Annotated in this window: 23 protein-coding genes and 1 pseudogene; 10 read left to right on the top strand and 14 right to left on the bottom strand. The window is 62.4% G+C overall.

The window, feature by feature from the left end:
* Positions 1–310: 310 nt before the first annotated feature.
* A complete protein-coding gene (locus HWX03_RS35975) occupies positions 311–718 on the bottom strand; it encodes a DUF3005 domain-containing protein (RefSeq protein ID WP_175824198.1) in 408 nt (135 codons plus the stop codon).
* Positions 719–996: 278 nt separating this feature from the next.
* Between HWX03_RS35975 and HWX03_RS35970 the strand changes: the two genes are divergently transcribed.
* Together HWX03_RS35970 and epsC are read left to right on the top strand one after the other, a co-directional pair.
* The gene (locus HWX03_RS35970; protein WP_175874575.1) at positions 997–1,230 is read left to right on the top strand and encodes a hypothetical protein; all 234 of its coding nucleotides are present in this window, start codon (positions 997–999) and stop codon (positions 1,228–1,230) included.
* Between the two features lie 136 nt (positions 1,231–1,366).
* On the top strand, positions 1,367–2,287 hold the full coding sequence (epsC, locus tag HWX03_RS35965; RefSeq protein ID WP_027781850.1) for a serine O-acetyltransferase EpsC: 921 nt from the start codon (positions 1,367–1,369) through the stop codon (positions 2,285–2,287).
* Between the two features lie 124 nt (positions 2,288–2,411).
* Here epsC and HWX03_RS35960 read toward each other — a convergent pair whose 3' ends face one another.
* The 3 genes from HWX03_RS35960 to HWX03_RS35950 form a co-directional block, all read right to left on the bottom strand.
* A complete protein-coding gene (locus tag HWX03_RS35960; RefSeq protein WP_006494586.1) occupies positions 2,412–3,215 on the bottom strand; it encodes an SDR family oxidoreductase in 804 nt (267 codons plus the stop codon).
* Complete coding sequence (gene folE / locus HWX03_RS35955; protein WP_174433639.1) at positions 3,215–3,850, bottom strand: GTP cyclohydrolase I FolE; 636 nt, start codon at positions 3,848–3,850, stop codon at positions 3,215–3,217. The genes HWX03_RS35960 and folE overlap by 1 nt, the downstream gene beginning before the upstream one ends.
* A 96-nt stretch (positions 3,851–3,946) precedes the next feature.
* The gene (locus HWX03_RS35950; RefSeq protein WP_006480134.1) at positions 3,947–4,873 is read right to left on the bottom strand and encodes a LysR family transcriptional regulator; all 927 of its coding nucleotides are present in this window, start codon (positions 4,871–4,873) and stop codon (positions 3,947–3,949) included.
* A gap of 116 nt (positions 4,874–4,989) precedes the next feature.
* On the opposite strand from HWX03_RS35950, the gene pobA reads away from it, so the two are divergent.
* From pobA to HWX03_RS35915, 7 genes are all read left to right on the top strand, one after another.
* Positions 4,990–6,222 carry a 4-hydroxybenzoate 3-monooxygenase gene (gene pobA, locus HWX03_RS35945; RefSeq protein WP_175874574.1) on the top strand — a complete coding sequence of 411 codons (1,233 nt, stop codon included), beginning with the start codon at positions 4,990–4,992 and terminating at the stop codon, positions 6,220–6,222.
* Positions 6,223–6,365: 143 nt separating this feature from the next.
* Positions 6,366–7,082, top strand: coding sequence for a 3-oxoacid CoA-transferase subunit A (locus tag HWX03_RS35940; protein ID WP_175874573.1), 717 nt, complete (start codon positions 6,366–6,368; stop codon positions 7,080–7,082).
* A gap of 69 nt (positions 7,083–7,151) precedes the next feature.
* Positions 7,152–7,808, top strand: a complete 657-nt coding sequence (locus tag HWX03_RS35935; protein WP_175874572.1) for a CoA transferase subunit B — start codon at positions 7,152–7,154, stop codon at positions 7,806–7,808.
* Between the two features lie 88 nt (positions 7,809–7,896).
* On the top strand, positions 7,897–9,255 hold the full coding sequence (locus HWX03_RS35930) for a 3-carboxy-cis,cis-muconate cycloisomerase (protein ID WP_175874571.1): 1,359 nt from the start codon (positions 7,897–7,899) through the stop codon (positions 9,253–9,255).
* Between the two features lie 16 nt (positions 9,256–9,271).
* On the top strand, positions 9,272–10,057 hold the full coding sequence (gene pcaD, locus HWX03_RS35925) for a 3-oxoadipate enol-lactonase (protein WP_174390188.1): 786 nt from the start codon (positions 9,272–9,274) through the stop codon (positions 10,055–10,057).
* A 10-nt stretch (positions 10,058–10,067) separates the two neighbouring features.
* The gene (pcaC, locus tag HWX03_RS35920) at positions 10,068–10,454 is read left to right on the top strand and encodes a 4-carboxymuconolactone decarboxylase (protein WP_046548861.1); all 387 of its coding nucleotides are present in this window, start codon (positions 10,068–10,070) and stop codon (positions 10,452–10,454) included.
* 278 nt (positions 10,455–10,732) lie between these two features.
* Positions 10,733–12,091, top strand: coding sequence for an MFS transporter (locus tag HWX03_RS35915; protein WP_175824192.1), 1,359 nt, complete (start codon positions 10,733–10,735; stop codon positions 12,089–12,091).
* A 134-nt stretch (positions 12,092–12,225) separates the two neighbouring features.
* Here HWX03_RS35915 and HWX03_RS35910 read toward each other — a convergent pair whose 3' ends face one another.
* The 10 genes and pseudogenes from HWX03_RS35910 to HWX03_RS35865 all read right to left on the bottom strand — a co-directional run.
* Complete coding sequence (locus HWX03_RS35910) at positions 12,226–12,474, bottom strand: hypothetical protein (RefSeq protein ID WP_174390186.1); 249 nt, start codon at positions 12,472–12,474, stop codon at positions 12,226–12,228.
* A 110-nt stretch (positions 12,475–12,584) separates the two neighbouring features.
* Positions 12,585–13,202, bottom strand: a complete 618-nt coding sequence (locus HWX03_RS35905) for a LysE family translocator (protein ID WP_089493017.1) — start codon at positions 13,200–13,202, stop codon at positions 12,585–12,587.
* Positions 13,203–13,865: 663 nt separating this feature from the next.
* Entirely contained in the window at positions 13,866–14,435 is a 570-nt protein-coding gene (locus tag HWX03_RS35900; protein ID WP_244132868.1) for a type II secretion system protein, read from the bottom strand.
* Positions 14,422–14,871, bottom strand: a complete 450-nt coding sequence (locus tag HWX03_RS35895; RefSeq protein ID WP_347879552.1) for a type II secretion system protein — start codon at positions 14,869–14,871, stop codon at positions 14,422–14,424. Before HWX03_RS35895 ends, HWX03_RS35900 begins: the two co-directional genes overlap by 14 nt.
* A complete protein-coding gene (locus tag HWX03_RS35890; RefSeq protein ID WP_175874569.1) occupies positions 14,837–15,313 on the bottom strand; it encodes a type II secretion system protein in 477 nt (158 codons plus the stop codon). Before HWX03_RS35890 ends, HWX03_RS35895 begins: the two co-directional genes overlap by 35 nt.
* A 10-nt stretch (positions 15,314–15,323) precedes the next feature.
* The gene (locus HWX03_RS35885) at positions 15,324–17,678 is read right to left on the bottom strand and encodes a secretin N-terminal domain-containing protein (RefSeq protein WP_244132867.1); all 2,355 of its coding nucleotides are present in this window, start codon (positions 17,676–17,678) and stop codon (positions 15,324–15,326) included.
* Positions 17,679–17,693: 15 nt separating this feature from the next.
* The gene (locus HWX03_RS35880) at positions 17,694–18,218 is read right to left on the bottom strand and encodes a hypothetical protein (protein WP_175874568.1); all 525 of its coding nucleotides are present in this window, start codon (positions 18,216–18,218) and stop codon (positions 17,694–17,696) included.
* Positions 18,215–18,832 (bottom strand): hypothetical protein, encoded by a 618-nt coding sequence (locus HWX03_RS35875; protein ID WP_175874567.1) that lies wholly within the window; start codon positions 18,830–18,832, stop codon positions 18,215–18,217. Before HWX03_RS35875 ends, HWX03_RS35880 begins: the two co-directional genes overlap by 4 nt.
* A 535-nt stretch (positions 18,833–19,367) precedes the next feature.
* Entirely contained in the window at positions 19,368–20,174 is an 807-nt protein-coding gene (locus tag HWX03_RS35870; protein ID WP_175874566.1) for a hypothetical protein, read from the bottom strand.
* Positions 20,155–20,961: pseudogene (locus HWX03_RS35865) on the bottom strand (GspE/PulE family protein); the annotation flags it as partial. The gene HWX03_RS35870 and the pseudogene HWX03_RS35865, both read right to left, overlap by 20 nt.
* A 7-nt stretch (positions 20,962–20,968) precedes the next feature.
* Between HWX03_RS35865 and HWX03_RS35860 the strand changes: the two are divergent.
* Entirely contained in the window at positions 20,969–23,248 is a 2,280-nt protein-coding gene (locus HWX03_RS35860; RefSeq protein WP_175874564.1) for an RHS repeat protein, read from the top strand.
* Positions 23,249–23,546 lie beyond the last annotated feature (298 nt).

The raw sequence follows: 23,546 nt of genomic DNA, 5'->3' as shown, positions 1-23,546 counted from the left end.
CATGCTGCATTGCGCGATGTGCGTCGTGTGTTCGGCGCGCGCATCGACCCGGCACGGCAAGCAAGTCGATGCGCCTCACGTATCGCCATTCAATCGCAACTGCGCCGTGGCGCCATGACTTCGGTCAACGCATGTGCGTCGATGCGATGCACGGCATGCATGACGGCGAATGCCCATGCCCATGCGCGGAGTCATTCGCTCCGGCACCGTGCGAGCGAGTATCGGTGCGCGGTTGAATCGCGCGCGCCGATTCACCGTCATCGACCCATGGCGATTCCCAAACGAACGATCGATTCAAACGCCGCGCCGGCTATCCCGGCACGACCGTCAACTCGATGATGCGCTCCGGCCGGCGGCTGTGGCCGGGCCAGTACGCGCTGCCGTACATCCGGTGAACGGGACCGAACGGCGCGTCGCCCGCAGGCGGCGCGGCGAAGCCTTTCTCGATCACCCTGTAGCCGGCGCGCAACGCGAACATCGGATGATTGCCGTCGGGGCGGCTGTCGAACCCGGCGAGCCCGTCGCCGGCTTCCGGCATCGCGTTGACGAGCGACGCGTTGCTGCGCGTGATCTGGTCGGGCGAAATCGGCCCGGCCCCGGCGAGGCGCGACGCTTCGCGGTTCTTGCCGTCGGTGTCGACCGTGCTGTCGTGCGTGTCGTCGTTGTCGAGTTCGATGCTGCGCGGATGCGCACGCGCGGTTTGAGCGGATGATTCCATCGCGGCTCTCCTGGCGGCGACACGCTCCGGATCGAAGCAAATCCCGTTCCGGGCACGACGGGAAAAGGCGCGCGGGCGATCGCCGCGGTCGCGCGACGCGCACTGATTTGTCATGATTTATTTCAGCTAGAAGACGCGTTTTCTACAGAGTATGATTCTTTTCCTGCGAAGCGGCGACAGGGGATGGAGTCTCGCCGCCTCTGCCCGCGCCGGGGCGCCGCAGCACCCTTAAAGACGGGTAGTGAACAACAAAGCAAGGGACTAGAGGTGGCGGATTCATGCAAGCGACTACTGCCTTCACGCACCGCGGTTATCTGTTGAATTGCGCGCCCGCACGCGCCAGCGACGGTTCATTCAAGCCCTATGTCGTGATCTCCCGATCGAGCGACGGGGAGCTCGTGGCGAACCGGTTTTTTCCGATCGAGCTCCAGTTCAACGACGAAGGCGACGCGATCGCGCACGCGCGCGACTGGGCCGTGCGCTGGATCGACGCAAGCAGCATCTCGAAGTGAGCCGTCGTATTCGAACAGCGTCGGCCGTCCGGCCGATCCCCGGGGGGCCGCTCCCCGACAAAAAACGCGGTAATCTTGCGGAACCCGTCACTTTATTAGCGGCCGTGCAACCGAGCGCGGCTGCCCGCATTGGCTTATGTCGACATCACCCGCCCGTCAGTGGGGCCTCGAAGAAATCGTCGCCGGCTTGCGCGAGTCGCGCGAGGAACTCCATCGCACGCGCCATCCGCGCGGCATTCGCGAACTGCCGTCGCGCGATGCGATCTGCAAGATTGTGACCGGCCTGCGCGCGTCGATGTTTCCGACGCACTACGGCGCGCCCGACCTGACCGACGAAAGCGTCGACTACTACGTCGGCCACACGCTCGAAAGCACGCTGCGCGTCCTGTCCGAGCAGATTCGCCGCGCGCTGCCGTTCCTGCCCGAGCATGTCGATACGCCGTTCGCCGAGCTCGACGAACGCGCGTTCGAGATCGCGCGCGAATTCGGCCGGCAGTTGCCGGCGATCCGCGCGCTGCTCGTCAGCGACATCCAGGCCGCGTACGCGGGCGATCCGGCCGCGCAGCACATCACCGAGATCCTGCTGTGCTACCCCGGCGTGCTGGCGATGATGCACCATCGGCTCGCGCATGCGCTGCACCAGCTCGGCGTGCCGCTGCTCGCGCGCTTCATCAATGAAATCGCCCACTCGGCGACCGGCATCGACATCCACCCCGGCGCGCAGATCGGCCCGAGCTTCTTCATCGACCATGGCACCGGTGTCGTGATCGGCGAAACCGCGATCATCGGCGAGCGCGTGCGCGTGTACCAGGCCGTCACGCTCGGCGCGAAGAGTTTCCCGGCCGATGGCGAAGGCGCGCTGGTGAAGGGCAACGCACGGCACCCGATCGTCGAGGACGACGTGGTGATCTATGCGGGTGCGACGATTCTCGGCCGCGTGACGATCGGGCGCGGCTCGGTGATCGGCGGCAACGTGTGGCTCACGCACAGCGTGCCGCCCGGCACGAGCGTCGCGCAGGGCAAGGTCCGCGAAGGCGGGAGCGCCGAGAAGCCGTAACGCGGCGGGCGGCGGCGCGGGTGTCGCTTGCGCAACGCAGGTGAGGGCGGGCGGCTGCTGTGCAGCCGTCGGCGCACACCCCGACGTGCAAAGGCGGCTCAATGCCGCCGCCGTACCTCTGAAGTCAGTGCTTGCCGTCCGGCGAGCGGTGCTTGTACAGCACGTCCTGGTCCACGCGGATCAGGTTCTGGCCCGCATCGACGACGAAATCCACGCCGTTGTACGCATTGCCCGTCAGCAGCAGGATCGCGCTTGCGACGTCGTCGGGGCCCGCGATGCGCGCGAGCGGCGTCGATGCGCGGCTCGCGTGTTCGAAGTCGGCCTGCGTCTGGTCGTCGCTCGGCAGCATCAGCCCCGGGAACACCGCATTCACGCGCAGCACCGGCGCGGACGACAGCGCGAGCATCTGCGTCAGGTTGCCGAGCGCGGCCTTCGCGACCGTGTAGCTGAAATGGTCGCGGTGGAAGTTTTCCTTGATCTTCTGGTCGACCACATTCACGACGACGCCCTGCGTGCCGGCCGCGCGGGCCCGTTCGTAGAACGCGCGCGTGAGCAGGATCGGCGCGCGGCAGTTGACGGCCCACGCCTGGTCGAACGCCGCGAGATCGAAGCTCGGGAAATGGTCCTGCCAGAACACCGATGCGTTGTTGACCAGCACGTCGAGGCGCCCGAAGCGCGCATAGACCTGATCGATCAGCGCGGTGATCTGCGCGGCATCGGACAGGTCGGCCTGCAGCGCCACCGAATCGTGCCCGCGTTCGGCAATCGCGCGGGCGGCGGCCTGCGCGGCATCGGCCGAACGGTCGTAGTGCACCGCGGTGCGATAGCCGTGCGCGGCGAAATACTCGGCGAACGCGCGCCCGGCCCGGCGCGCGGCGCCGGTCACGAGCACGACGGGCGCGTGCGCCGTTTGCTTCGTCTGCTCCATCAGGTATTCGTCAGGTTGACCGAGGAAGGATTCGCGACGATCGACAGGAATTCGCGCCGCGTCGACGGATCGGTGCGGAACGAGCCGAGCATGCGCGACGTGACCATCTCGACGCCCGGCTTGTGCACGCCGCGCGTCGAGATGCATTGGTGCGCGGCTTCGAGGATCACGCCGACGCCCTTCGGCTGCAGCACGTCGAACAGCGTGTCGGCGATCTGCACGGTCATCTTTTCCTGGATCTGCAGGCGCTTCGCGAACGCGTCGACGAGGCGCGCGAGCTTCGAGATGCCGACGACACGATGGTTCGGCAGATACGCGACGTGCGCGCGGCCGATGATCGGCACCATGTGGTGCTCGCAATAGCTCTCGAAGCGGATGTCCTTCAGCACGATCATTTCGTCGTAGCCGTCGACTTCGCTGAAGGTGCGCGCGAGGATCTCGCGCGGCTCCAGCGCATAGCCGGCGAAGAACTCCTCGTATGCGCGCACGACGCGTGCGGGCGTGTCGAGCAGGCCTTCGCGCGCGGGATCGTCGCCGGCCCAGCGCAACAGCACGCGGACGGCGTCTTCTGCTTCTTCACGGCTTGGCCGGGCGGCGACCGCCTCGGGCTGCGCGGATTTTTTTCCCTTACCCATGTAGTGGCTCCATCGAAGGCCGCCTGCGGCGGCCAATATCCGGGCATTGTTTCATGCTTTCGCCGGTCGTGCGTGCGGGCCGCCGCGCCCGCTTCTTCACTTCGGCCATTCGTCCTGCTCGTCGTTGAACAGCGACGCGACGACGCCGCGCAGCCATGCGGTGCGCGGGTCGTTGTGGTACTTGCGATGCCAGTGCTGCTTCAGGTCGAAGCGCGGCAGCGCGAGCGGCGGCTCGACGGGCACGATGAACGCGTGCTCGGCCGCATACGCATAGCCGATCGCGTGCGGCACCGTCGCGATCAGGTCGGTGCGGCTCAGGATGAACGGCAGGCTCATGAAGTGCGGCGTTTCGAGCACCGCGCGGCGCTGCATGCGCTGCTTCGCCAGATATTTCTCGAGCACTTCCTGGCTGCGGCCTTCGGCACGCACCACCGCGTGTCCGCACGCGAGGAACTGCTCGACCGTGAACGGCGGCGTCTGCTCGAACGGATGGCCGCGTCGCATCAGGCAGACGAACCGGTGCGTGAACAGCCGCTGCTGGAAGAAGTTGTTGCCGTCGAGATCGGGGAAGTAGCCGACCGCGAGATCGATCGACCCGGCTTCGAGGCCGCGTCCGACTTCGTCGTGCGCGAGCGAGACCGAACGCAGGTTCGCGTGCGGCGCAAGCGTCGCGAACGCCTGCAGCAGCTTCGGCAGGAACACGATCTCGCCGACGTCCGACAGCGCGATCGAGAACGTATGCGTGCTCGCGGCCGGATCGAAATCGTGCGGCGCGACGAGGCCGCGCTCGATCTGCGCGAGCGCGTCGCGGGCGGCCGGCAGCAGCGCGAGCGCGCGCGGCGTCGGCTCCATCCCGCGCGACGTGCGCACGAACAGCGGATCGCCGAAGTACTCGCGCAGCCGGCCGAGCGCCGTGCTCACGCGCGGCTGGCTCACGCCGAGCAGGTCGCCCGCGCGGCTCACGTTGCGCGTGTCGTCGAGGGCGACGAGGTAGGGAATCAGGTTCAGATCGAGCGCATCCATCGTCGGGCCGGTATCTTCAAAACGTATACAACATATCTCCTGAATCGCGTTGCCGCATAGTCGGGAAAGCGCTCAAATGTATTCCATTACTCGAACCAAAGTTCTGGAGACGAACAATGCGCACCCAGGTCGCCATCATCGGCGCCGGCCCGTCCGGCCTTCTGCTTTCCCATCTGCTGCGCCTGCAAGGCGTCGATTCCATCCTCGTCGAAGCGCGTTCGCGCGAATACTGCGAGAACCGCATCCGCGCCGGCGTGCTCGAGCAGGGCACGGTCGACACGCTGAACGAAGCCGGCCTCGGCGACCGGATGCGCCGCGAAGGGCTCGAACATCACGGCATCGAACTGCTGTTCGACGGCCAGCGCCACCGCATCGACCTGTCCGAACTCACCGGCGGGCGCGCGATCACCGTCTACAGCCAGCACGAAGTGGTGCGCGACCTGATCGCGGCCGGCGTCGAGCACGGCCATCAGATGCATTTCGAAGTCAGCGACGTCGCGCTGCACGATATCGAAAGCGAGCACCCGTTCGTCACGTTCAAGCACGCGGACGGCCGCGCGGACCGCATCGACTGCGATTACATCGCCGGCTGCGACGGCTTCCACGGCATCGCGCGCCAGACGATTCCCGCCGAGCGGCTGAACACGTTCGAGCGCGTCTATCCGTTCGCGTGGCTCGGCATCCTCGCCGACGCGGCGCCGTCGCTCGACGAACTCGTGTACGCGCATCACGACAACGGCTTCGCGCTGTTCTCGATGCGCTCGCCGACGGTCACGCGCCTGTACCTGCAGTGCAAGCCCGATGAAAACCTCGCCGAATGGTCCGACGCGCGGATCTGGGACGAACTGCACACGCGCTTCTCGAACGACACCGGCTGGACGCCAACCGAGGGCCGGATCACGCAGAAGAGCGTGACGCCGATGCGCAGCTTCGTGTCGGAGACGATGCAGCACGGGCGGCTGTTCCTCGCCGGCGACGCCGCGCACATCGTGCCGCCGACCGGCGCGAAGGGCATGAACCTCGCGGTGGCCGACGTCCGCGCGCTGTCCCGCGCGCTCGGCGCGCGCTACCGCAACGGCGACGCGACGCCGCTCGAGCGCTATTCGGCGACCTGCCTCGAACGCGTGTGGCGCGCCGAGCACTTCTCGTACTTCATGACGAACATGCTGCATGCGTCACCGGACGATTCGCCGTTCGTCAATCGCCTGAAGTTTGCCGAGCTGAAATACGTGACGCGTTCGCGCGCCGCCGCGCAGTCGCTCGCCGAAAACTACGTCGGCTTGCCGTTCGACGACGCGACCGCCCCCGAGGGAACCCGCCTTGACAACGCGCTGTGCGCGACTCTATGATCGGCCATCGTTCGCTAATCGAATCTAGGTTCGAATAGCGAACAAATGCCGAGGGTCGACTCAGGCCTCCGGCGCGGCACGCGGCACACGCGTGTCCCCTCGACAGGCCGCGCACGAGCCGCGGGTTCGCATCAGGAAGAGACATGGTCAACAAGATTTTCGAATCGCTTCAGTCGGCGGTTGCCGACGTCCACGATGGCGCGACAATCATGATCGGCGGCTTCGGCACGGCCGGCATGCCGTCCGAGCTGATCGACGCGCTGATCGAACAGGGCGCGCGCGACCTGACGATCGTCAACAACAACGCGGGCAACGGCGAGACGGGTCTCGCGGCGCTCCTGAAGGCGAAACAGGTGCGCAAGATCATCTGTTCGTTCCCGCGCCAGAGCGACTCGCAGGTGTTCGACGCGCTGTACCGCGCCGGCGAGATCGAGCTGGAACTGGTGCCGCAGGGCAACCTCGCGGAGCGCATCCGCGCGGCGGGCGCCGGCATCGGCGGTTTCTTCACGCCGACGGGCTACGGCACCAAGCTCGCGGAAGGCAAGGAAACGCGCGTGATCGACGGCAAGCCGTATGTGTTCGAGACGCCGATCCACGCCGATTTCGCGCTCGTGAAGGCGTACAAGGGCGATCGCTGGGGCAATCTCGTGTATCGCAAGACCGCGCGCAATTTCGGACCGATCATGGCCAGCGCCGCGAAGGTCGCGATCATCCAGGTGTCGGAAGTCGTGCCGCTCGGCGCGCTGAACCCGGAACACATCGTGACGCCGGGCATTTTCGTGCAGCGCGTCGTCGAAGTGCCGCAGGCCGCGCATGCGGCCGAGCTGGCCGCCGAATACGCAGCATCGCAAGCCGCCTGACCGCCCTGAACTTTGTATGGGACCGGAGTAAGCGCTGAAGCGCCAACTCCGGTCGACAGGAGACCCGACATGAAACGACTGACCCGCGATGAAATGGCCAAGCGCGTCGCCCAGGACATCCCCGAAGGCGCGTACGTGAACCTCGGCATCGGCGTGCCGACGCTGGTGGCGAACCACCTCGACCCGAGCAAGGAAATCTTCCTGCACAGCGAGAACGGCCTGCTCGGCATGGGCCCGGCGCCCGCGCCCGGCGAAGAAGACGACGAGCTGATCAACGCCGGCAAGCAGCACGTGACGCTGCTCACCGGCGGCGCGTATTTCCACCACTCGGATTCGTTCGCGATGATGCGCGGCGGCCACCTCGACTACTGCGTGCTCGGTGCGTTCCAGGTATCGGCGAACGGCGACCTCGCGAACTGGCATACGGGCGCGCCCGATGCGATTCCGGCCGTCGGCGGCGCGATGGACCTCGCGATCGGCGCGAAGCAGGTGTTCGTGATGATGGAGCACCTGACGAAGCAGGGCGAAAGCAAGATCGTCGCGCAGTGCTCGTATCCGGTCACCGGCGTGCAATGCGTGAGCCGTATCTATACCGATCTCGCCGTGCTCGACGTGACGGCCGACGGCCTCGCGGTGAGCGAGATCTTCACCGACCTGTCGTTCGACGAACTGGAGAAGCTGACCGGCGTGCCGCTGATCGACGCGACGCGCAAGGCCGCGGCCTGAACCACAGGCGTGCCGGCGCGCGCATTCGAGCGCACGCCGGCACGCTTGGGTGGACAATAGGCGCACGCCGTTTCCCCAATCTGATGCCATGCTCGAAGACAGCGCTCGCCTGACCTCCCTCATCTGCGGCACCGAGCCGCTCAACCGGATCTGGTCGCCCCGCGCGACGATCCAGCGAATGCTCGACGTCGAGGCCGCGCTCGCGCGCGCGCTCGCCGCCCAGCAGGTGATTCCCGCCGCGGCGGTCGCGCCGATCGAACGCGCGTGCGACGCCGGCCGGCTCGACGCCGATGCGCTTGCGCACGGTGCGGCGCTCGGCGGCAATCTCGCGATTCCGCTCGTCAAGCAGCTCACCGCGCAAGTGAAGGCCGACGACCCCGAGGCCGCGAAGTTCGTGCACTGGGGCGCGACGAGCCAGGACATCATCGATACCGCGACCGTGCTGCAGTTGCGCGACACGCTCGACGTGCTCGAACCGATGCTCGACGAAGCCTGCGCGTCGCTCGCTGCGCTCGCCCGCACGCATCGCGCGACGCCGATGATCGGCCGCACGTGGCTGCAGCAGGCGCTGCCGATCACGCTCGGCCTCAAATTCGCCCAATGGCTCGATGCGCTGCTGCGCCATCGCGCGCGTTTCGCCGAATTGCGCGAGCGTGCACTGGTGCTGCAGTTCGGCGGCGCGGCCGGCACGCTGGCGAGCCTGCGTGAACACGCGGCCGGCGTGACCGCCGCGCTCGCGGCCGACCTGAAGCTCGCGGCGCCGGCCGTGCCGTGGCATACGCAGCGCGACCGCATCGCGGAAGCCGCATCGTGCTTCGGCATGCTGACCGGCACGCTCGGCAAGATCGCGCGCGACGTGTCGCTGCAGATGCAGACCGAAGTCGGCGAGCTCGGCGAACCGGCCGCGGCCGGCAAGGGCGGCTCGTCGACGATGCCGCACAAGCGCAACCCGGTCGGCTGCGCGGCCGTGCTGACCGCCGCGGTGCGCGCGCCGAACCTCGTCGCGACCGTGTTCGCGGGGATGGTGCAGGAGCATGAGCGCGCGCTCGGCGGCTGGCAGGCCGAATGGGACGCGTTGCCCGACCTCGCGCGCCTCACCGGCGGCGCGCTCGCGCAGATCGCGCAGATCGTCGCGGGCCTCGACGTCAACACCGAACGCCTTGCCGCGAACCTCGACCTCACGCACGGGCTGATCCTCGGCGAAGCGGTGATGCTCGCGCTCGGCGACCGTATCGGCCGGCTCGATGCGCATCACGTCGTCGAGCACGCGTCGAAGGAAGCCGTGCGCACCGGCGCGACGCTGTTCGACGTGCTCGCCGCCGATGCGACCGTGTCGGCTCACCTGTCGCGCGACGCGCTCGCGCGGCTGCTCGATCCCGCACATTACGTCGGCGAGGCGCAGGCCTATGTCGACGCCGTGCTCGCGCTGCATGCGGGCGCGCAATAACCAGGAGAACCTTGAGATGCCTTTCGCCACTGTCAACGGCGTGAAACTGCATTACCGGATCGACCGTGCCGCACGCGACGACGCGCCGTGGCTCGTCTTCTCGAATTCGCTCGGCGCCGACCTGCAGATGTGGGCGCCGCAGATCCGTCCGCTCACGCAGCACTTCAATATCCTGCGCTACGACACGCGTGGCCACGGCCATTCCGACGCACCGGCCGGTTCGTACACGATCGAGCAACTGGCGGGCGACGTGATCGGCCTGCTCGACCACGTCGGCATCGAGCGTGCGCATTTCTGCGGGATCTCGATGGGCGGGCTGACGGGCGCCGCGCTCGCCGCGCGCTACCCGTCGCGCATCGTGCGCGCGGTGCTGTCGAACACCGCCGCGAAGATCGGCTCGCCGGAAGTGTGGGCGCCGCGTGCGCAGAAGGCGCGTACCGAAGGGATGGCCGCGCTGGCTGATGCGGTGCTGCCGCGCTGGTTTACCGACGCGTTCGTCGAGCGCGAGCCGCGCCTGTTCGACGCGATCCGCGACACCTTCGTGCATACCGACAAGGACGGCTATGCGGCGAACTGCGACGCACTGAACGCGGCCGACCTGCGCGAGGAAGTGAAGGGCATCGCGTTGCCGGTGCTCGTCGTGACCGGCGCGAAGGACATGTCGACGCCGCCCGACCAGGGCCGTGCGCTCGCCGCCGCGATTCCCGGTGCGCTGCACGTCGAATTCGACGCCGCGCACATTTCGAACATCGAATGCACCGGCGGTTTCAACCGCGCGCTGCTCGATTTCCTGACTGCGTGAGGCATCGGCGATGGACGACCAGGAACGTTATGAAGCAGGGATGAAGGTGCGTCGCGCGGTGCTCGGCGACGCGCACGTCGACCGTTCGCTCGAGAACCGTACCGAGGTGACCGACGAATTCCAGAACCTGATCACGCGCTATGCATGGGGCGAGATCTGGACCCGCGACGGCTTGCCGCGCCATACGCGCAGCCTGCTGACCATCGCGATGATGGTCGCGCTGAACCGCGGCGAGGAACTGGCGCTGCATCTGCGCGCCGCGCGCAACAACGGCGTGACGCGCGACGAGATCAAGGAAGTGCTGCTGCAGACCGCGATCTATTGCGGCGTGCCGGCCGCGAATTCCGCGTTCCATCTCGCGGACAAGATCTTCAAGGAACAGGACGGGGCCGCCTAGGTGGGGCCGCCGGCGGGGCCGCCGCGTAAGACGGCCGGTCACGCGCGGCCGGATGAGGGCGGCCGCAACCGATCGCACGGCCTGCTTTCGCAAGCGGGCCGTCGACGACGGGATCGATGAACGCGCCGGCAGAGCATCGGCGCGCGGCGCACCGGATGGCTGGTGCGCGAACAAAGGAAGGGCGCGGCTGCCATGCCGTATTGCTCATACATATATAGCGTTGCATGGGACCGGAGTAAGCGCAGACGCGCCCACTTCGGCCGACAAGGAGACAAGCGATGAATCGCGCACCCGTGGTCGATGTCCAGACCTTCATCAACGAGCAGCCGTTCGGCGGCTTTCAATGGCTCGTATTCCTCATGTGTTTCGTGATCGTGCTGCTCGACGGCTTCGATACGGCCGCGATCGGCTTTATCGCACCGTCGCTGCTCGGCGAATGGAACCTCACCAAACCCGATCTCGCGCCCGTGCTCAGCGCCGCGCTGTTCGGCCTTGCATGTGGCGCGCTCGTATCGGGCCCGCTGTCCGACCGGCTCGGCCGCCGCTCGCTGCTGCTCGGCTCGGTGTTCCTGTTCGGCGTCGCGTGCCTGATGTCCGCGTTCTCGAACACGATCGGACACCTGACGATCCTGCGCTTCATCACCGGCGTCGGGCTCGGCGCCGCGATGCCGAACGCGGTCACGATGATGGGCGAATTCTGCCCGGACAAGCGCCGCGCGACCGTGATCAACCTGATGTTCTGCGGCTTCCCGCTCGGCGCCGCATTCGGCGGTTTCCTGGCCGCATGGATGATTCCGCATTTCGGCTGGCGCAGCGTGCTGATGCTCGGCGGCGTGACGCCGCTGCTGCTCGGCGTGCTGTTGCTGCTGAAGATGCCGGAATCGGTGCGCTTCATGGTCGCGAGCGGCCAGTCCATCGACAAGATCCGCGCGACGCTCGCGCGCATCTCGCGCGACGCGCTGAACGCCGGCTCGTTCGCATTGACCGAAGCCGTGCCGCAGACCGGCGGCAAGGGCCTCGGTGTCGTGCTGTCGCGCTCGTACATCGTCGGCTCGGTGATGCTGTGGCTCGCGTACTTCATGGGCCTCGTGATCTTCTACGCATCGATCAACTGGATGCCGATCCTGCTGAAGGATGCGGGCCTGACGCCGAAGAGCGCGACGCTGATCTCGGCGCTGTTCCCGCTCGGCGGCGTGGGCGCCGTGCTGTGCGGCGTGCTGATGGACCGCTTCAACGCGAACCGCGTGATCGCCGTGTGCTACGCGCTGACGGCGGTGAGCGTGTATGCGATCGGGCAGGCGGCCGGCAACGTCGGGCTGCTGGTGCTGGTCGTGTTCGTGGCCGGCGTGCTGATGAACACCGCGCAATCGTCGATGCCGGCGCTGGCCGCGGCGTTCTATCCGACCGAAGGGCGCGGCACGGGTGTCGCGTGGATGCTCGGCGTCGGCCGTTTCGGCGGGATCGCGGGGTCGTTCCTCGTCGCCGAACTGACGCGCCGGCACTTCTCGTTTGCGGGTGTGTTCGCGACGATCGCCGTCGCGGGCGTGCTCGCGTGTATAGCGCTGCTGATCAAGCAGATGGCGCGGCCGCATGGTGTCGCGCAGCCGGCAGGCAAGATCGAGTCGCTCGGGCATTGAGCGACGGACGGGCCGGTGCGTGTTGTTCCGGCCCTATGCATGATGGATGCAGGCCGGCGGTGAGCAGATCGACCGGCGCACGACAGCAGACCGGGCCGCCTTCGCGGCCCGTCGACATTCCGGCCGTCGCACCGTTACTCCTCCGCGTCGTGCTCCTTGACGAAGTTGCGCAGATACGCGCGCAACGCGGCTTCCTGGCTGCGATGATCGTCGTGGTTCGCGGCGCCCATCTCTTCCTCGTCGCCGAACAGCGTCGGCGGCGCGCAGTAAGTGCCGACTTCGATGTTCTCGCGCAGCACGCGGATATCGTGCGTGAGCGGGTGATACTCGGCGATCCAGTGCATGCCCTCGATGTGCTCGCCCGCCCTGAGCATTGGCTTCATCAGCAATCTCCATGCAGAGCAGCGGCGCAACCGGCGAAGCGGTTGCACGCGCCCGTACCGAAAGGGTACGCCTGCATCACGTGAAGCTCAACGGGCGCGCTTGTGAGCGCTTACTGCGGCAGCAGATGGGCGACCAGCGGATACAGCGACAGGATCAGCAGCACGGCCATCGTCACGTTGAAGATGCGCAGCGCGCGGGGATTCGACAGGAAGCGCCGCAGGCCGAGGCCGAACGCGGCCCACAGGCAGATGCACGGGAAGCCGATCAGGATGAACACGACGGACATCCACGCGGCGTTCATTCCATAGTCGGCGGACAGCTGGACCGTCGTCGCGGCGGTCAGCACCATCATCCACGCTTTCGGGTTGACCCACTGGAACGCGGCGGCTTCGATGAACGTCATCGGCCGCGGCTTGGCGCCGTGCGCCTTCACCTCGCCCGACGTGCCGATCCTCCACGCGAGGTACAGCAGGTACGCGACGCTCGCGGCTTCGAGGATCGTGTACAGCAGCGGCAGGCGCTTGAATGCTTCGCCGAGGCCGAAGCCGACGCAGAGCATCAGGATCGCGACGCCGATGCTGATGCCGAACAGGTGCGGCATCGTGCGGCGGAAACCGAAGTTGACGCCGGACGCGAGCAGCATCGTGTTGTTCGGGCCGGGCGTGATCGACGTGACGAGCGCGAACAGCATGCCGGCGGGCAACGCGCTGAGGGTGAGGAATTCCATCGCGGATTCTCCATTCGGTTCGAGGCTGGGATGGAGATCAGTTTAGCGACGGTTTTCTGTACAGTACCGGTACAGTTGGATTGACGATTGCCGGTACGGGGGAGGGGCTTGCTGGGGAGGAGGTGCTTGGATGTTGTTGGTTCTCAGAAAAGATGTCCGTAGTCTCAATAAGTTGTCTTTGAATAAAAATTCATATAAATAGAGAATTTTCGTCGTATTCGCTAATATGCGCTGTTAATGATGTTTTTTTCTAAAATTCAATGAAGTGCGCAATTTATCACTGAGTCGAAGTGGAAAAGTGCGTCGCGAGTGATGGAAATGACAAGGGGGCAAGGGGATTGAGGGGCGATGAGAGGGGCGTTGTGTGGGTGGTTAACGGCACCGAATCGCCCGGCCGGCGGTTCGCTCGTCTGAAAGAGGATTTGGGGGCTCAACGGCAGGGGCAGCGGACAGTATTCGACCGATCCCTCTTCGTTCTCCAGACTCTGCGTCGAAGGTGCAGTGTATGTGTATGTATGCGCAGTCGGGTCGCGAAGAATACAGGTTGATCGGTGCGTACGTGCCCAAACCGCCCACGAGCGCGCCGACGCGATCCTCGACAAACCCAACGTGACCAGAAGCGCTGCGCATCGTGGTGCGATGCGCGGCAAAGTAGGAGAAGGATCACTTTACGGTGCCTGCGTTTGCAGGTATTTGGAGATCTGTGGCATTCTGCTTCGCAGTTGACGCATCAGAACGATGCGCAACAGCAACGGGCAGCATTTGATAGTAAAAGACCCATTCCGAATAGCTCTCCTTCCCTGCGAATGCTTCGAATGGCGAGGGAAACCTGTCAACCTTGATCGGGCGCCGATCGGACGCACTACTGATTCCCATGATCTCGCCGTTGGGCGTTGTAACAAGTATCCAGTCGGATTTCCCGGTTAAGGGGTCGATGTAGATCTGCCGTAGATGCCGGACGGCGGTCGGAAAACGTGTGTCTTTCAACAAAGCCTGCAGAGACAGGGGATAAGGGGCGCCACCGGGAGGCGTCGCTTCGTAGTAGCTTTTAAGAGCGGCCCGGAACTGGGCGCCTACGAAAAGCAACTCGTCCTCCGCAATCCGTCTCTGCGCGATCGAACCTAGCGCTGCTGTAGCAGCCGAGACAATTCCGATAATCGCGACAAAAATCAACAGTCCTAGGTATGTGAAACCTGTTGCTTGCATCCGCGGGCGTTTGCTAGTAGTCGGCATACCTCGCTCCACTCTTGTCGCTACCTTGCGCAGCGCTTTTTACGTCGTAGACCTTTCCCTGGTCTGGGTCATCAGGCGGCAAAATCTTCCACTCGGCCGTCGGACCGGCAATGGGATCGACGGGGACCGCACGTAGATATTTCTTGTCCACCAGTTGCGTAAGGCTGTCGGGGTAATGGCCCGTGTCTCCGTAGTATTTATCGATGGTCTCGCGCATGACGCGCAGATCTTCTCTCAAAACGGCTTCCTTAGCCGTTTCAACACTCTGGAAGTACTTCGGTATCGCAAGCGTGAGGAGCATGGCCACGATTGCCATGACGACCAGCAGTTCGATAAGCGTGAATCCATTCGCTCTGCGGAGGACGCACGATCTCGACGCCCCCGAAAGTAGATTGGGATCACTACCACCGGCGATACGGGATACCGTTAAGGCCAACGACCGGAGATTTCGAAAAGACGTCGTAGACATCGTCCCCCTCCTGCGGGTCCGTTGCATCGCTCGCGTAGCTGCGTTTTCCCCATGTATCAGCGTCACCGACGGCTTCGTCGTCACAAAAGGGATCGCGCGGGATACGTCGCAAGAAATAGATCTTTGATTTCCGAGGGTCCCGGACATCTTCGACGCCGTCGACTAGCACATTGAGACTTCTCGGATAGCCAGCACTGTCGGCGGCCTTTTCAATGCGTCCGTGGTCCGCTGCATCCTTGTAGGCGTCAATCCCCGTGCGAATCTCGCGTAGGTCCCGCCGCAGCTCGAATTCTTTCACACGTTGGACCGACACCTGCGCTGTCGGCAACGCAATGCTAGCCAACACGGCGAGTATGGCCAACGTGATGAGGAGTTCGATGAGCGTGAATCCGGCCAGATTGCATCGCATAAGACACCTTTCAAGGCGATACGACTATTGCCTGCGGAGCCGGCAACGCAAGAGGGACAGTCGCCCCGTTTTGCCCAACGGGAACCATGGACACAACGGAAAGTGAGGTTGGATTGGCCGAACTGATCGGTTTGAACGTTGCCGTCAATACGGCACCTTGCCCTGTCGCTCCGGCGACGCTTGATTGCCCATCACCGGTGTAAGTGTCGGTTACGTAGATTTGCCCGGCCGCCGGGTCGGCTCTAACTTGGAAACTCGTGGGCGTACCCCCTTGTTTCAGGAATTCGCCTTCAACGATGTTGCCCACTTCCAGTTTTTTCGGATCGTAGCCAATCGCTACGGGAATGCCAGTCACGGGCTGACCCGAATTCATGACAAGCTGTACGGTGAACGGTTGGCCAACTTTGGCTTGCGAAGGCGCAAGCCAGATCGCCTGTGCGGACCCATTCGCTGGGTCAGACACGGGATTCGCCGATCCATTCACAGGTGCGACCGGCGCACTTGGTGGCGAGGAGGTTGCGCTGCCTGTAGTTGCTGGTGCTTGTCCTTCAGGCGCCGGCTTTGCAGACGGGAGGCTAACGGGTGCCGCGCTGGGCTGCGAGGTAGCGCCCACATTGGCATCGCTTCTTACCATGCTGCGTGAGTTGGACTCAGTGCCGGAGTCGAATGCCAACAGTCGTGCATCGGGGCTCGGGAGGGTGCGAATGAGATGAGGCGTGATCGAGAGAACGATCTCGGTTTTCTTGCCATCATTCTGGTGGCTGGAAAAGAGCCTGCCCAGTATCGGAAGCTGGCCCAGTCCGGGTACCTTGTTCGCCGTGTGGGTATCGTTGTCATTGATGAGGCCAGCAAGTACTTGGTTTTCGCCATCCTTCAGTCGTAGTACGGTGGCCGCGGATCGGGTCCCGATCTGATAAGCGATGGTGCCTTGCGACGTCGTCAATTGGTTCGCGATGTTGCTCACTTCCAGATTGATCTTTATCTCAACCTCGCCGTCAGCGGCTATGACTGGCGTGACCTCGAGTTTCAACCCGACATCGAGATACTGAACGTTCGAAGACACGAAGCCAGTTGCGGTCGAAGTAGACGTGATGTTCGGGACCTTGTCGCCAATCAGGATTTTGGCGGTCTCGCGGCTACGCACGCGGATGCGAGGATTCGCGAGCAGGTTTGTATCCGTCGTTGTGAGACTCGCGTTGACCGTAAGTGGTGGCACGGTCGCACCCACGGCCGCCGTCGTCAGGCGACCCAGATCGGCCAGTGTCAGCGTATTGTTTGAGCCGCTCGGTAACGGCGTCAACGTAAGCTGATCGGGATACTTGATGCCGAGGCTTGAAAGGCGGTTGCGATCAACTTCCAGAATTTCCACTTCTAGCATCACCTCCGGGTCTGGCAGGTCCAGAAGTTGAACGAGTTTTTCCGCGATTGATACGTTTTCCGGTGAGTCGCGCATGATGACGCTGCTTTCCTTCTTGTCAACGATGAGGTCGCGGGTCTTGGCTATCGTCTTTAGCGTGTTGGCGACCTGTTCCGGGTCTGCATGCGCCAGGAAAAAAGTTCGCACCGTCAATGGTTTGTAGTCTTTCAGTTTCGCCGGTGTGTTGGGGTAGATGAGGATCGTGTTCTCGTCTAGGGTGCGTTGCTCCAACTGGTTGGTCATCAACACGACATCGATCGCAGCCTTGACTGTCGTGTGATTCAGAAAGACTGAGGTTTTTTGGTCAGTGCGTACGTCCTTGTCGAACACAAAGTTGACGCTTGACGTGCGCGACATCACCTCGAAAACTTGCGAAAGGGTTGCGTCTTTGAAGTTGATCGTGAACATCCGCTTCAGTGCCTCTGTCATCGTCGCGTTAAGAGGTGGTCGCTCAACGGGATCATCAAGAGACTTAAATAGCGTCCGAGCAGGCGTGTTAGCGGGGTCCTCCGCGAGAATTCTCTTCAGCAACGGAATCGCCCCGTCGACGTCCTTTTTCGCGACCATCGCTCGGGCCTGGTCTAACCACTTTGTGTGGAGTGCGTCAGTATCGAGTTGCACTAAACCGGACTTCGCCCGATCATTGTCCGGATCAAGCTTCAAAACGTTCTGATAGTTATCCCGCGCTGCTGGCACATTGCTTTTGCGTACTGCGTCTCTGGCTGCCTCCAGCCAGGTCGCGACGGCTTGATCGCGCAGTTTTAGATACTCGGCGCGCAGCGCTGCGTTTGTAGGGTCATTCTTGAGTGCTATTCGCAACGTCGCGAGGCTCTCGTCCACCTTTCCAGCATCGAAGGACTCATGCGCTGCACGCAACGCTCGCTCAGTGCCACACGCAGACAGCATCGTTATTAGGATGGCTCCAAGCAGAATGGATTTGGTTGACATGGTCGACGCGACTCGCTATTGGATATTCAGCTGTTGAGCCTCATTCAGAGGTAGATAGCGAATGGTCGCAGTCGGTGGAGTGATACTCTCGACTCGATAGGTATCGCGTATTACGTCGTTGGCCTTGACGATTAGTACCTCGTCGCCCTTGGCAAGAAAGACCCGCCACTGATCGCCTTCCAGCTCTTTGCCGAGATAGGTAAACGGAAGCGGCGGTGCGGTAGGCTTCTCTTCGACTGACGATATGGGTGGCGGTGGGGTCCAGGACGTCACAGCAAAAGGCGCGATGTCATTCTTGCGAATGGTCGGGGAGACGCGGTCACGCAGCAGCAGTACACCATTTTGATGCGAATCAGGGCCGACACGGTCTGATGCGCTCGCCGTCGTCGCCTGTATCGGCCCTGGCGAGCGTTCGGACGTCGGGACGAGCGCACGGCGTGTCGCACCTACCGCCTCTCCCGGATTCGATCGATCTCCGAACACCGCGATGAGAGCTGAAGCGACTAGGCCACCGCCCATTAGAATGCGGCGCATTTTCATTTCGTAGCCCCCGAGACCAATTGGGCTCCTGCTGGTGGCGATGGTCGGGGCAGTGCCGGTCGCGACATACGCAAGCCAGTAAAGATTGTCAGCCGAAGCGTCGCTTCGATCTGTCCGTTGCTGACCTTGTCGCGATGGAATTTGATAGCGTCCAGTGACGCTGATGGAAATTCAACCAGTACCTGTTCGCAAAACATCTGGATTGCTGCATAGGCTGCCCGAATGGGCAGGTCGACTTGATAGGTCTCGTACTGTCCAGCCTTGTCGGTGGTCAGGCGGTAGTCGGCTTTCTCGAGCTTCACACCTGAGAGGCTGGCAATCTCGAAGAGCCTCCCAATCGACCGCTCGAGCTGATCCTCAGGGATCAGCACGGAGTAAAAGTGTTTGAGCCGGCTTTCCGCCTCGTCAAACCTCGCTACCGGACGCGTGCTAGACCGTTGGAGGGTCCGCTCTTGCTGACGCAACTGCCAATTCTGCGAATTCAGTTCGCGATCCATAAGTGGTGCAACGACGCTGCTCAGCAGAAGACCTAACGCAAATGTTCCGGCCGCAATCCATTCCGCTATAGAAAACGTTGCGAGCCACAGAGTGATGTTGAGGACGGCGCGCTTCATCGCTCGGATCCCCGCCAGGTCGCGTCAAATCTGAAGCGTATTGGCAAGTTGGAATCGGATGTGTTGATCTCGTGATGGGTGAGGGTTACGCTCGTAAAGAACCCGTTCCGCCTGAGATCCTCGAGGTACTGAACCATTCCCTCCGGCCTTGCTGCCTCGCCCGTGCCTTTCATGGTGAAGGTCGCCGCTTCGGGCTCGATTGCCAACAGCGTTACATGCGGTGTAGCCACACTCTGTAGCGCTTCGAAGAAATCACCCCACGGTACATTTAGCCGCCCAATTCCTTGATTGACCGCACGCACCTGAGCCTCGGGAGGCGGCGGAGATGGGGGATTCGCGGTTTCACGCATCGCAAGGACCGACTCGAGACGGCTTTCTCGAGCACGGACTTTCGCGGTCGTGCTAAGCGCTTCATCGATTCGAACGCCAGCCCAAAGACATAGCCCTAGACCGATAAGCGCGAGCGCGAGGGCCGGCGAACGGAGCCGCCGCTGTGGCTGTCCGACTGATGCCGCGTAATCAATGTTTAGGCGCATCATTTCGAATCCCTTCCCGAATCCGCGTCACGAGACTCATTGGAACCAGCCTGTACTGTGACCCCCTGTACCCGTTTGAAATGGAATCCGCCGATATCGGTTCCGTGCCAGGCCTCAGGGACGTCACCGCTCAATATGACAGTTTGCGGTGAACTATCTTGATGGTGTAACGCCAGGCATCGAAGCGTGGACACGACCGCGTTCAACGAAGTCTCTTCACCAATTTGTTGCTGCACCTTACGGATGAATCCGATCTGCCGGTTCTGAATCAGTGCTGCGGTAAAGGTTGAGTCGCCGAACACCGCGAACCACGTTTCGCCCTGGTGGAAGGACCGATAGTGCTTGTTCCATTCAGCTACGAAATGGGGCACACAGCGTTCGACACTGAGGCAACGGGACGACATTCCCGTGCGAATCGCGTTGACGAGTGACAACGGAATTGCGCTGGCAATAAAAGGCTTGGTCGCGTGCCAATCAGCTTGCAGGCTCCAGTTGTCTGGCGAGTCGCCAAACAGCTCTTCGAATCGCAACAACATGCACAGTCTGAGATCCCTCCGTGTGGACACGTTCTTGGGGGGTACGACGATCCAGAATCGGGTATATGCATCGCTAACCACGATGTCCACGGCAAACTTCGTCTTTTGCTCATCGGCAAAGCACGACGCTACCGCGTCCTCAACGGATGCCAAAATTGGCACAGACAACTGCACGACCGGACCGACCGCGTTCATTGCGGAGCGTCGAAAAAAGGAAACGTGGTCCTGGGCGACCACGAGTTGGACGGTTTCACGTGACCATTGCCACACGTCGAACCTCCTCGAGTGTGGTAAGCCCCTGTGTGGCCCAATCCAAACTCGTCTGGTGTAACGGTCGAGTCCCAAGCCTGTACGCTGCTTCCTTGATTGGCCGGATAGGCGCTTTTTCGACGATCATCTCGCGAATCTCGTCGTTGAGAGTCAGGATCTCAGCGACTGCCTTTCGTCCGCGATATCCGGTGCCCCGACAGTCCCCGCAACCTACGCCCTTTACGAACGTGAATCGATCTGCGTCTTCTGCGTGCAGACCCGCGCTGAGCAATTGCGCAGGGGTAGGACGGACGGATTCGCGACACCGAGTGCAAGTCAAGCGCACCAGGCGTTGCGCACAAATGCCATTCAGGGACGATACGAAGGCGTAGGGGTCGATTCGCATGTGAGTGAATCGACCAAAGACGTCGAATACGTTGTTCGCGTGTACCGTGGTTAGGACAAGGTGGCCAGTGAGGGCAGCCTGAACCGCAATTTCAGCCGTTTCGGGATCCCGAATCTCGCCGACCATGATCTTGTCGGGATCGTGCCGCAAAATCGAGCGGAGACCGCGGGCGAAAGACAGCCCCTTTTTGTCGTTCACGGGAATCTGCAGGACGCCGGGCAGTTGGTATTCCACCGGATCCTCAATGGTGATGATCTTGTCGTGGCCGGAGTGCGTCTCCGCAATGACCGCATACAAGGTCGTCGTCTTTCCCGAGCCAGTGGGGCCCGTAACCAACAACATGCCATGGGGAGCATCAGCCAGTTGACGCAGCGTCTGGAGCGTTGACTCGTCAAATCCAAGTGGGAACGTGACGCAAACCAGTATCACGGATCCGAACGGCAATGTGCGTCAGATCGCGTTCAACAGCAGCGGGTATGCGACTAGCGCCAGCTGGGCAGTAGGTAAACCGGAAGCGCAGACCTTTACCTACGGTCGGGGTGTTGGCACCAACTGGCTGACCTCCAGCGCTGATGCGTTGGGACGAACGACAGCCTACACCTATGACGCTGCAGGCAATCTCGCGACCGTGACGGCGCTGTCGGGGACTTCGCAGGCGGTCACTGGTACTTATACCTATGAGTCGGTGTTTAACCGCCCGATCACCTACACGGACGGGCTGGGTCACACCACGACCTACCGGTACGACACCTCGGGCAATCTCACCGAGATCGACGACCCGCTAGGCAACGCCACTCACTTTACTTACAACCGCCTCGGGCAGATGATCGGGAGCACTGATCCGCTGGGTCATGCCACGACGTTCAGTTATCAGTATGGGGACCTCGCGGGCATCACTGATGCCCTCGGCCGTGCAATTATCCGCTACACGGACGGAGTCGGCCGGTTACTGTCCGTCTCGGATCCGCTCGGTAATCGCACAGTGTTCGACTATAACGGGCGCAGCTTGCCGACCCGCGTAACGGATGCGCGAGGCGGCGTCACGACCTTCGCTTACGACACCAATGGCAACCTGACGACCTTCACGGACGCGCGAGGTGGAGTAACGACCTTTGCTTACGACTCGAAGGAGCGACGGGCGAGCCGCACTGATCCGCTGCAGGCAATCGAAACCTACATTTATGATGGAAACGACAACCTCACTAAGTTCACCGATCGGAACGGTAAGATCGCGACGTTCAGTTACGATGGACTGAACCGCGGGGTGTCGGCTGCCTACGGGCAGACCAATTCCGGGGGGAGTCCGACGTCGCCCGATGCGACTGTGGCTATTACCTACGATGCGGGTGACCGCGCCACGCAGATCGCTGACAGTCAGGGTGGAACTATCACGCGCACCTACGATGGCCTTGATCGCCTTACGGCCGAAACCACTCCGCTAGGTGGTGTGACGTACGCATACGATGCAGCGAACCGGCGCACAAGCTTCCAAGTGGCGGGTCAGAATGCGGTCACATACACCTATGACAATGGGAACCGCCTTACCGCCGTCACGCAGGGCAGCGCGCAGGTGGGATTCACTTACGATGCCGCAAGTCGGCGATCGACGCTGACCTTGGCCAACGGGATCGTCGCGACCTACAGTTACGATATCGCGAATCAACTGACCGGGATAACCTACGCGAATGGCAGTACCGCCGTCGGCGCCCTGACCTACGCGTACGACAACGCCGGCCGGCGTACACAGATTGGCGGCACACTGGCCAGCCTAAACCTTCCGGCTACGCTGGCCAGTGCGACCTACGATGCGGATAACCGTCTGACGAACTGGTCTGGTACCACACTCACCTATGACTCAAACGGCAATCTCACGGGCGACGGCAGCCTCACTTACAGCTGGGACTCGCGCGGCCGACTCGCCTCGCTGGCAGGGACGGCGAGCGCGAACTTTGCGTACGACACACTGGGGCGACGCACCGGTAAGACGGTGAACGGTGTAGCGACGAATTTCGTCTTCGATGGACCGAACGTGGTTCAGGAGCTGGCGGGTAGCGCACCCACAGCAAACCTATTGACCGGCCTTCGCGCTGATGAAATCTATAACCGTACCGACGCCCTCGGCTCACGTAACTTCGTCACCGATGCGTTGGGCAGCACGGTAGCACTCACAGATGCGGGTGGCGCGATCAAAACGAGCTACGTATATGAACCGTACGGTAACACTTCCGCCTCTGGCGAAGTGAATTCCAACCCGGTTCAGTACACGGGACGTGAGAATGATGGCACCGGCCTATACTACTACCGGGCACGGTACTACCTACCAGGATTCAGCCGATTTGCGTCAGAGGACTCGATCGGTTTAGTCACGGGGGCTAACCTATACGCCTACGTAAATGGCGATCCGATAAATTTAGTGGATCCGTTGGGATTAATGGCTTTGGGTGGTTCTTTGCCTTTTGATTTGCCAGACTCACCTGCTTCGGCTTGCGAAGTTCCGACGCAAGGTATAGCAATGGACGGTGGCAACGGAGGCGGCGGTGAACGGGGATGGGCTGGAAGTCCATACGGAACAGACAATCCATTCAAACATATGAAACCGCATCCGACAGATCCTGATAAGGTGATTTATAAAGATCCTCAAACGGGGAAGAAAATAGTCAAGCCAAAGCCTCCGGGCTTCCCGGGGTAGATATCAATGTGTTATTGGAGAAAGTCGTGGGAAAAGTTTCATCTTTATTTTCCAGTCATCAGATGATAGGTACCTGGCGCGCAGATGAAGATGATGCGCGATCGGAATACACAGTAAGTGCTACCGTAAATGGACTTACCGTATCTGGTCGAGACTTCCTCGATGGCGAGTTATATCAAATCTCTAATGTGCGCTGGACTGATGCATCGGTGGAGTTTGACACATATATGACGTCGACAGGAAGACGTGGTCATCTTGTTCTATCTAAACTTCCGGGAGGGCAGGTGGAAATGCTTTT

It is taken from the genome of Burkholderia sp. BCC0397 (assembly GCF_902832865.1).
In the GTDB taxonomy this organism is placed as follows: domain Bacteria; phylum Pseudomonadota; class Gammaproteobacteria; order Burkholderiales; family Burkholderiaceae; genus Burkholderia.
The sequence above is the reverse complement of the archived record's forward strand: the minus strand, read 5'-3'. Positions and strand labels throughout refer to the sequence as shown.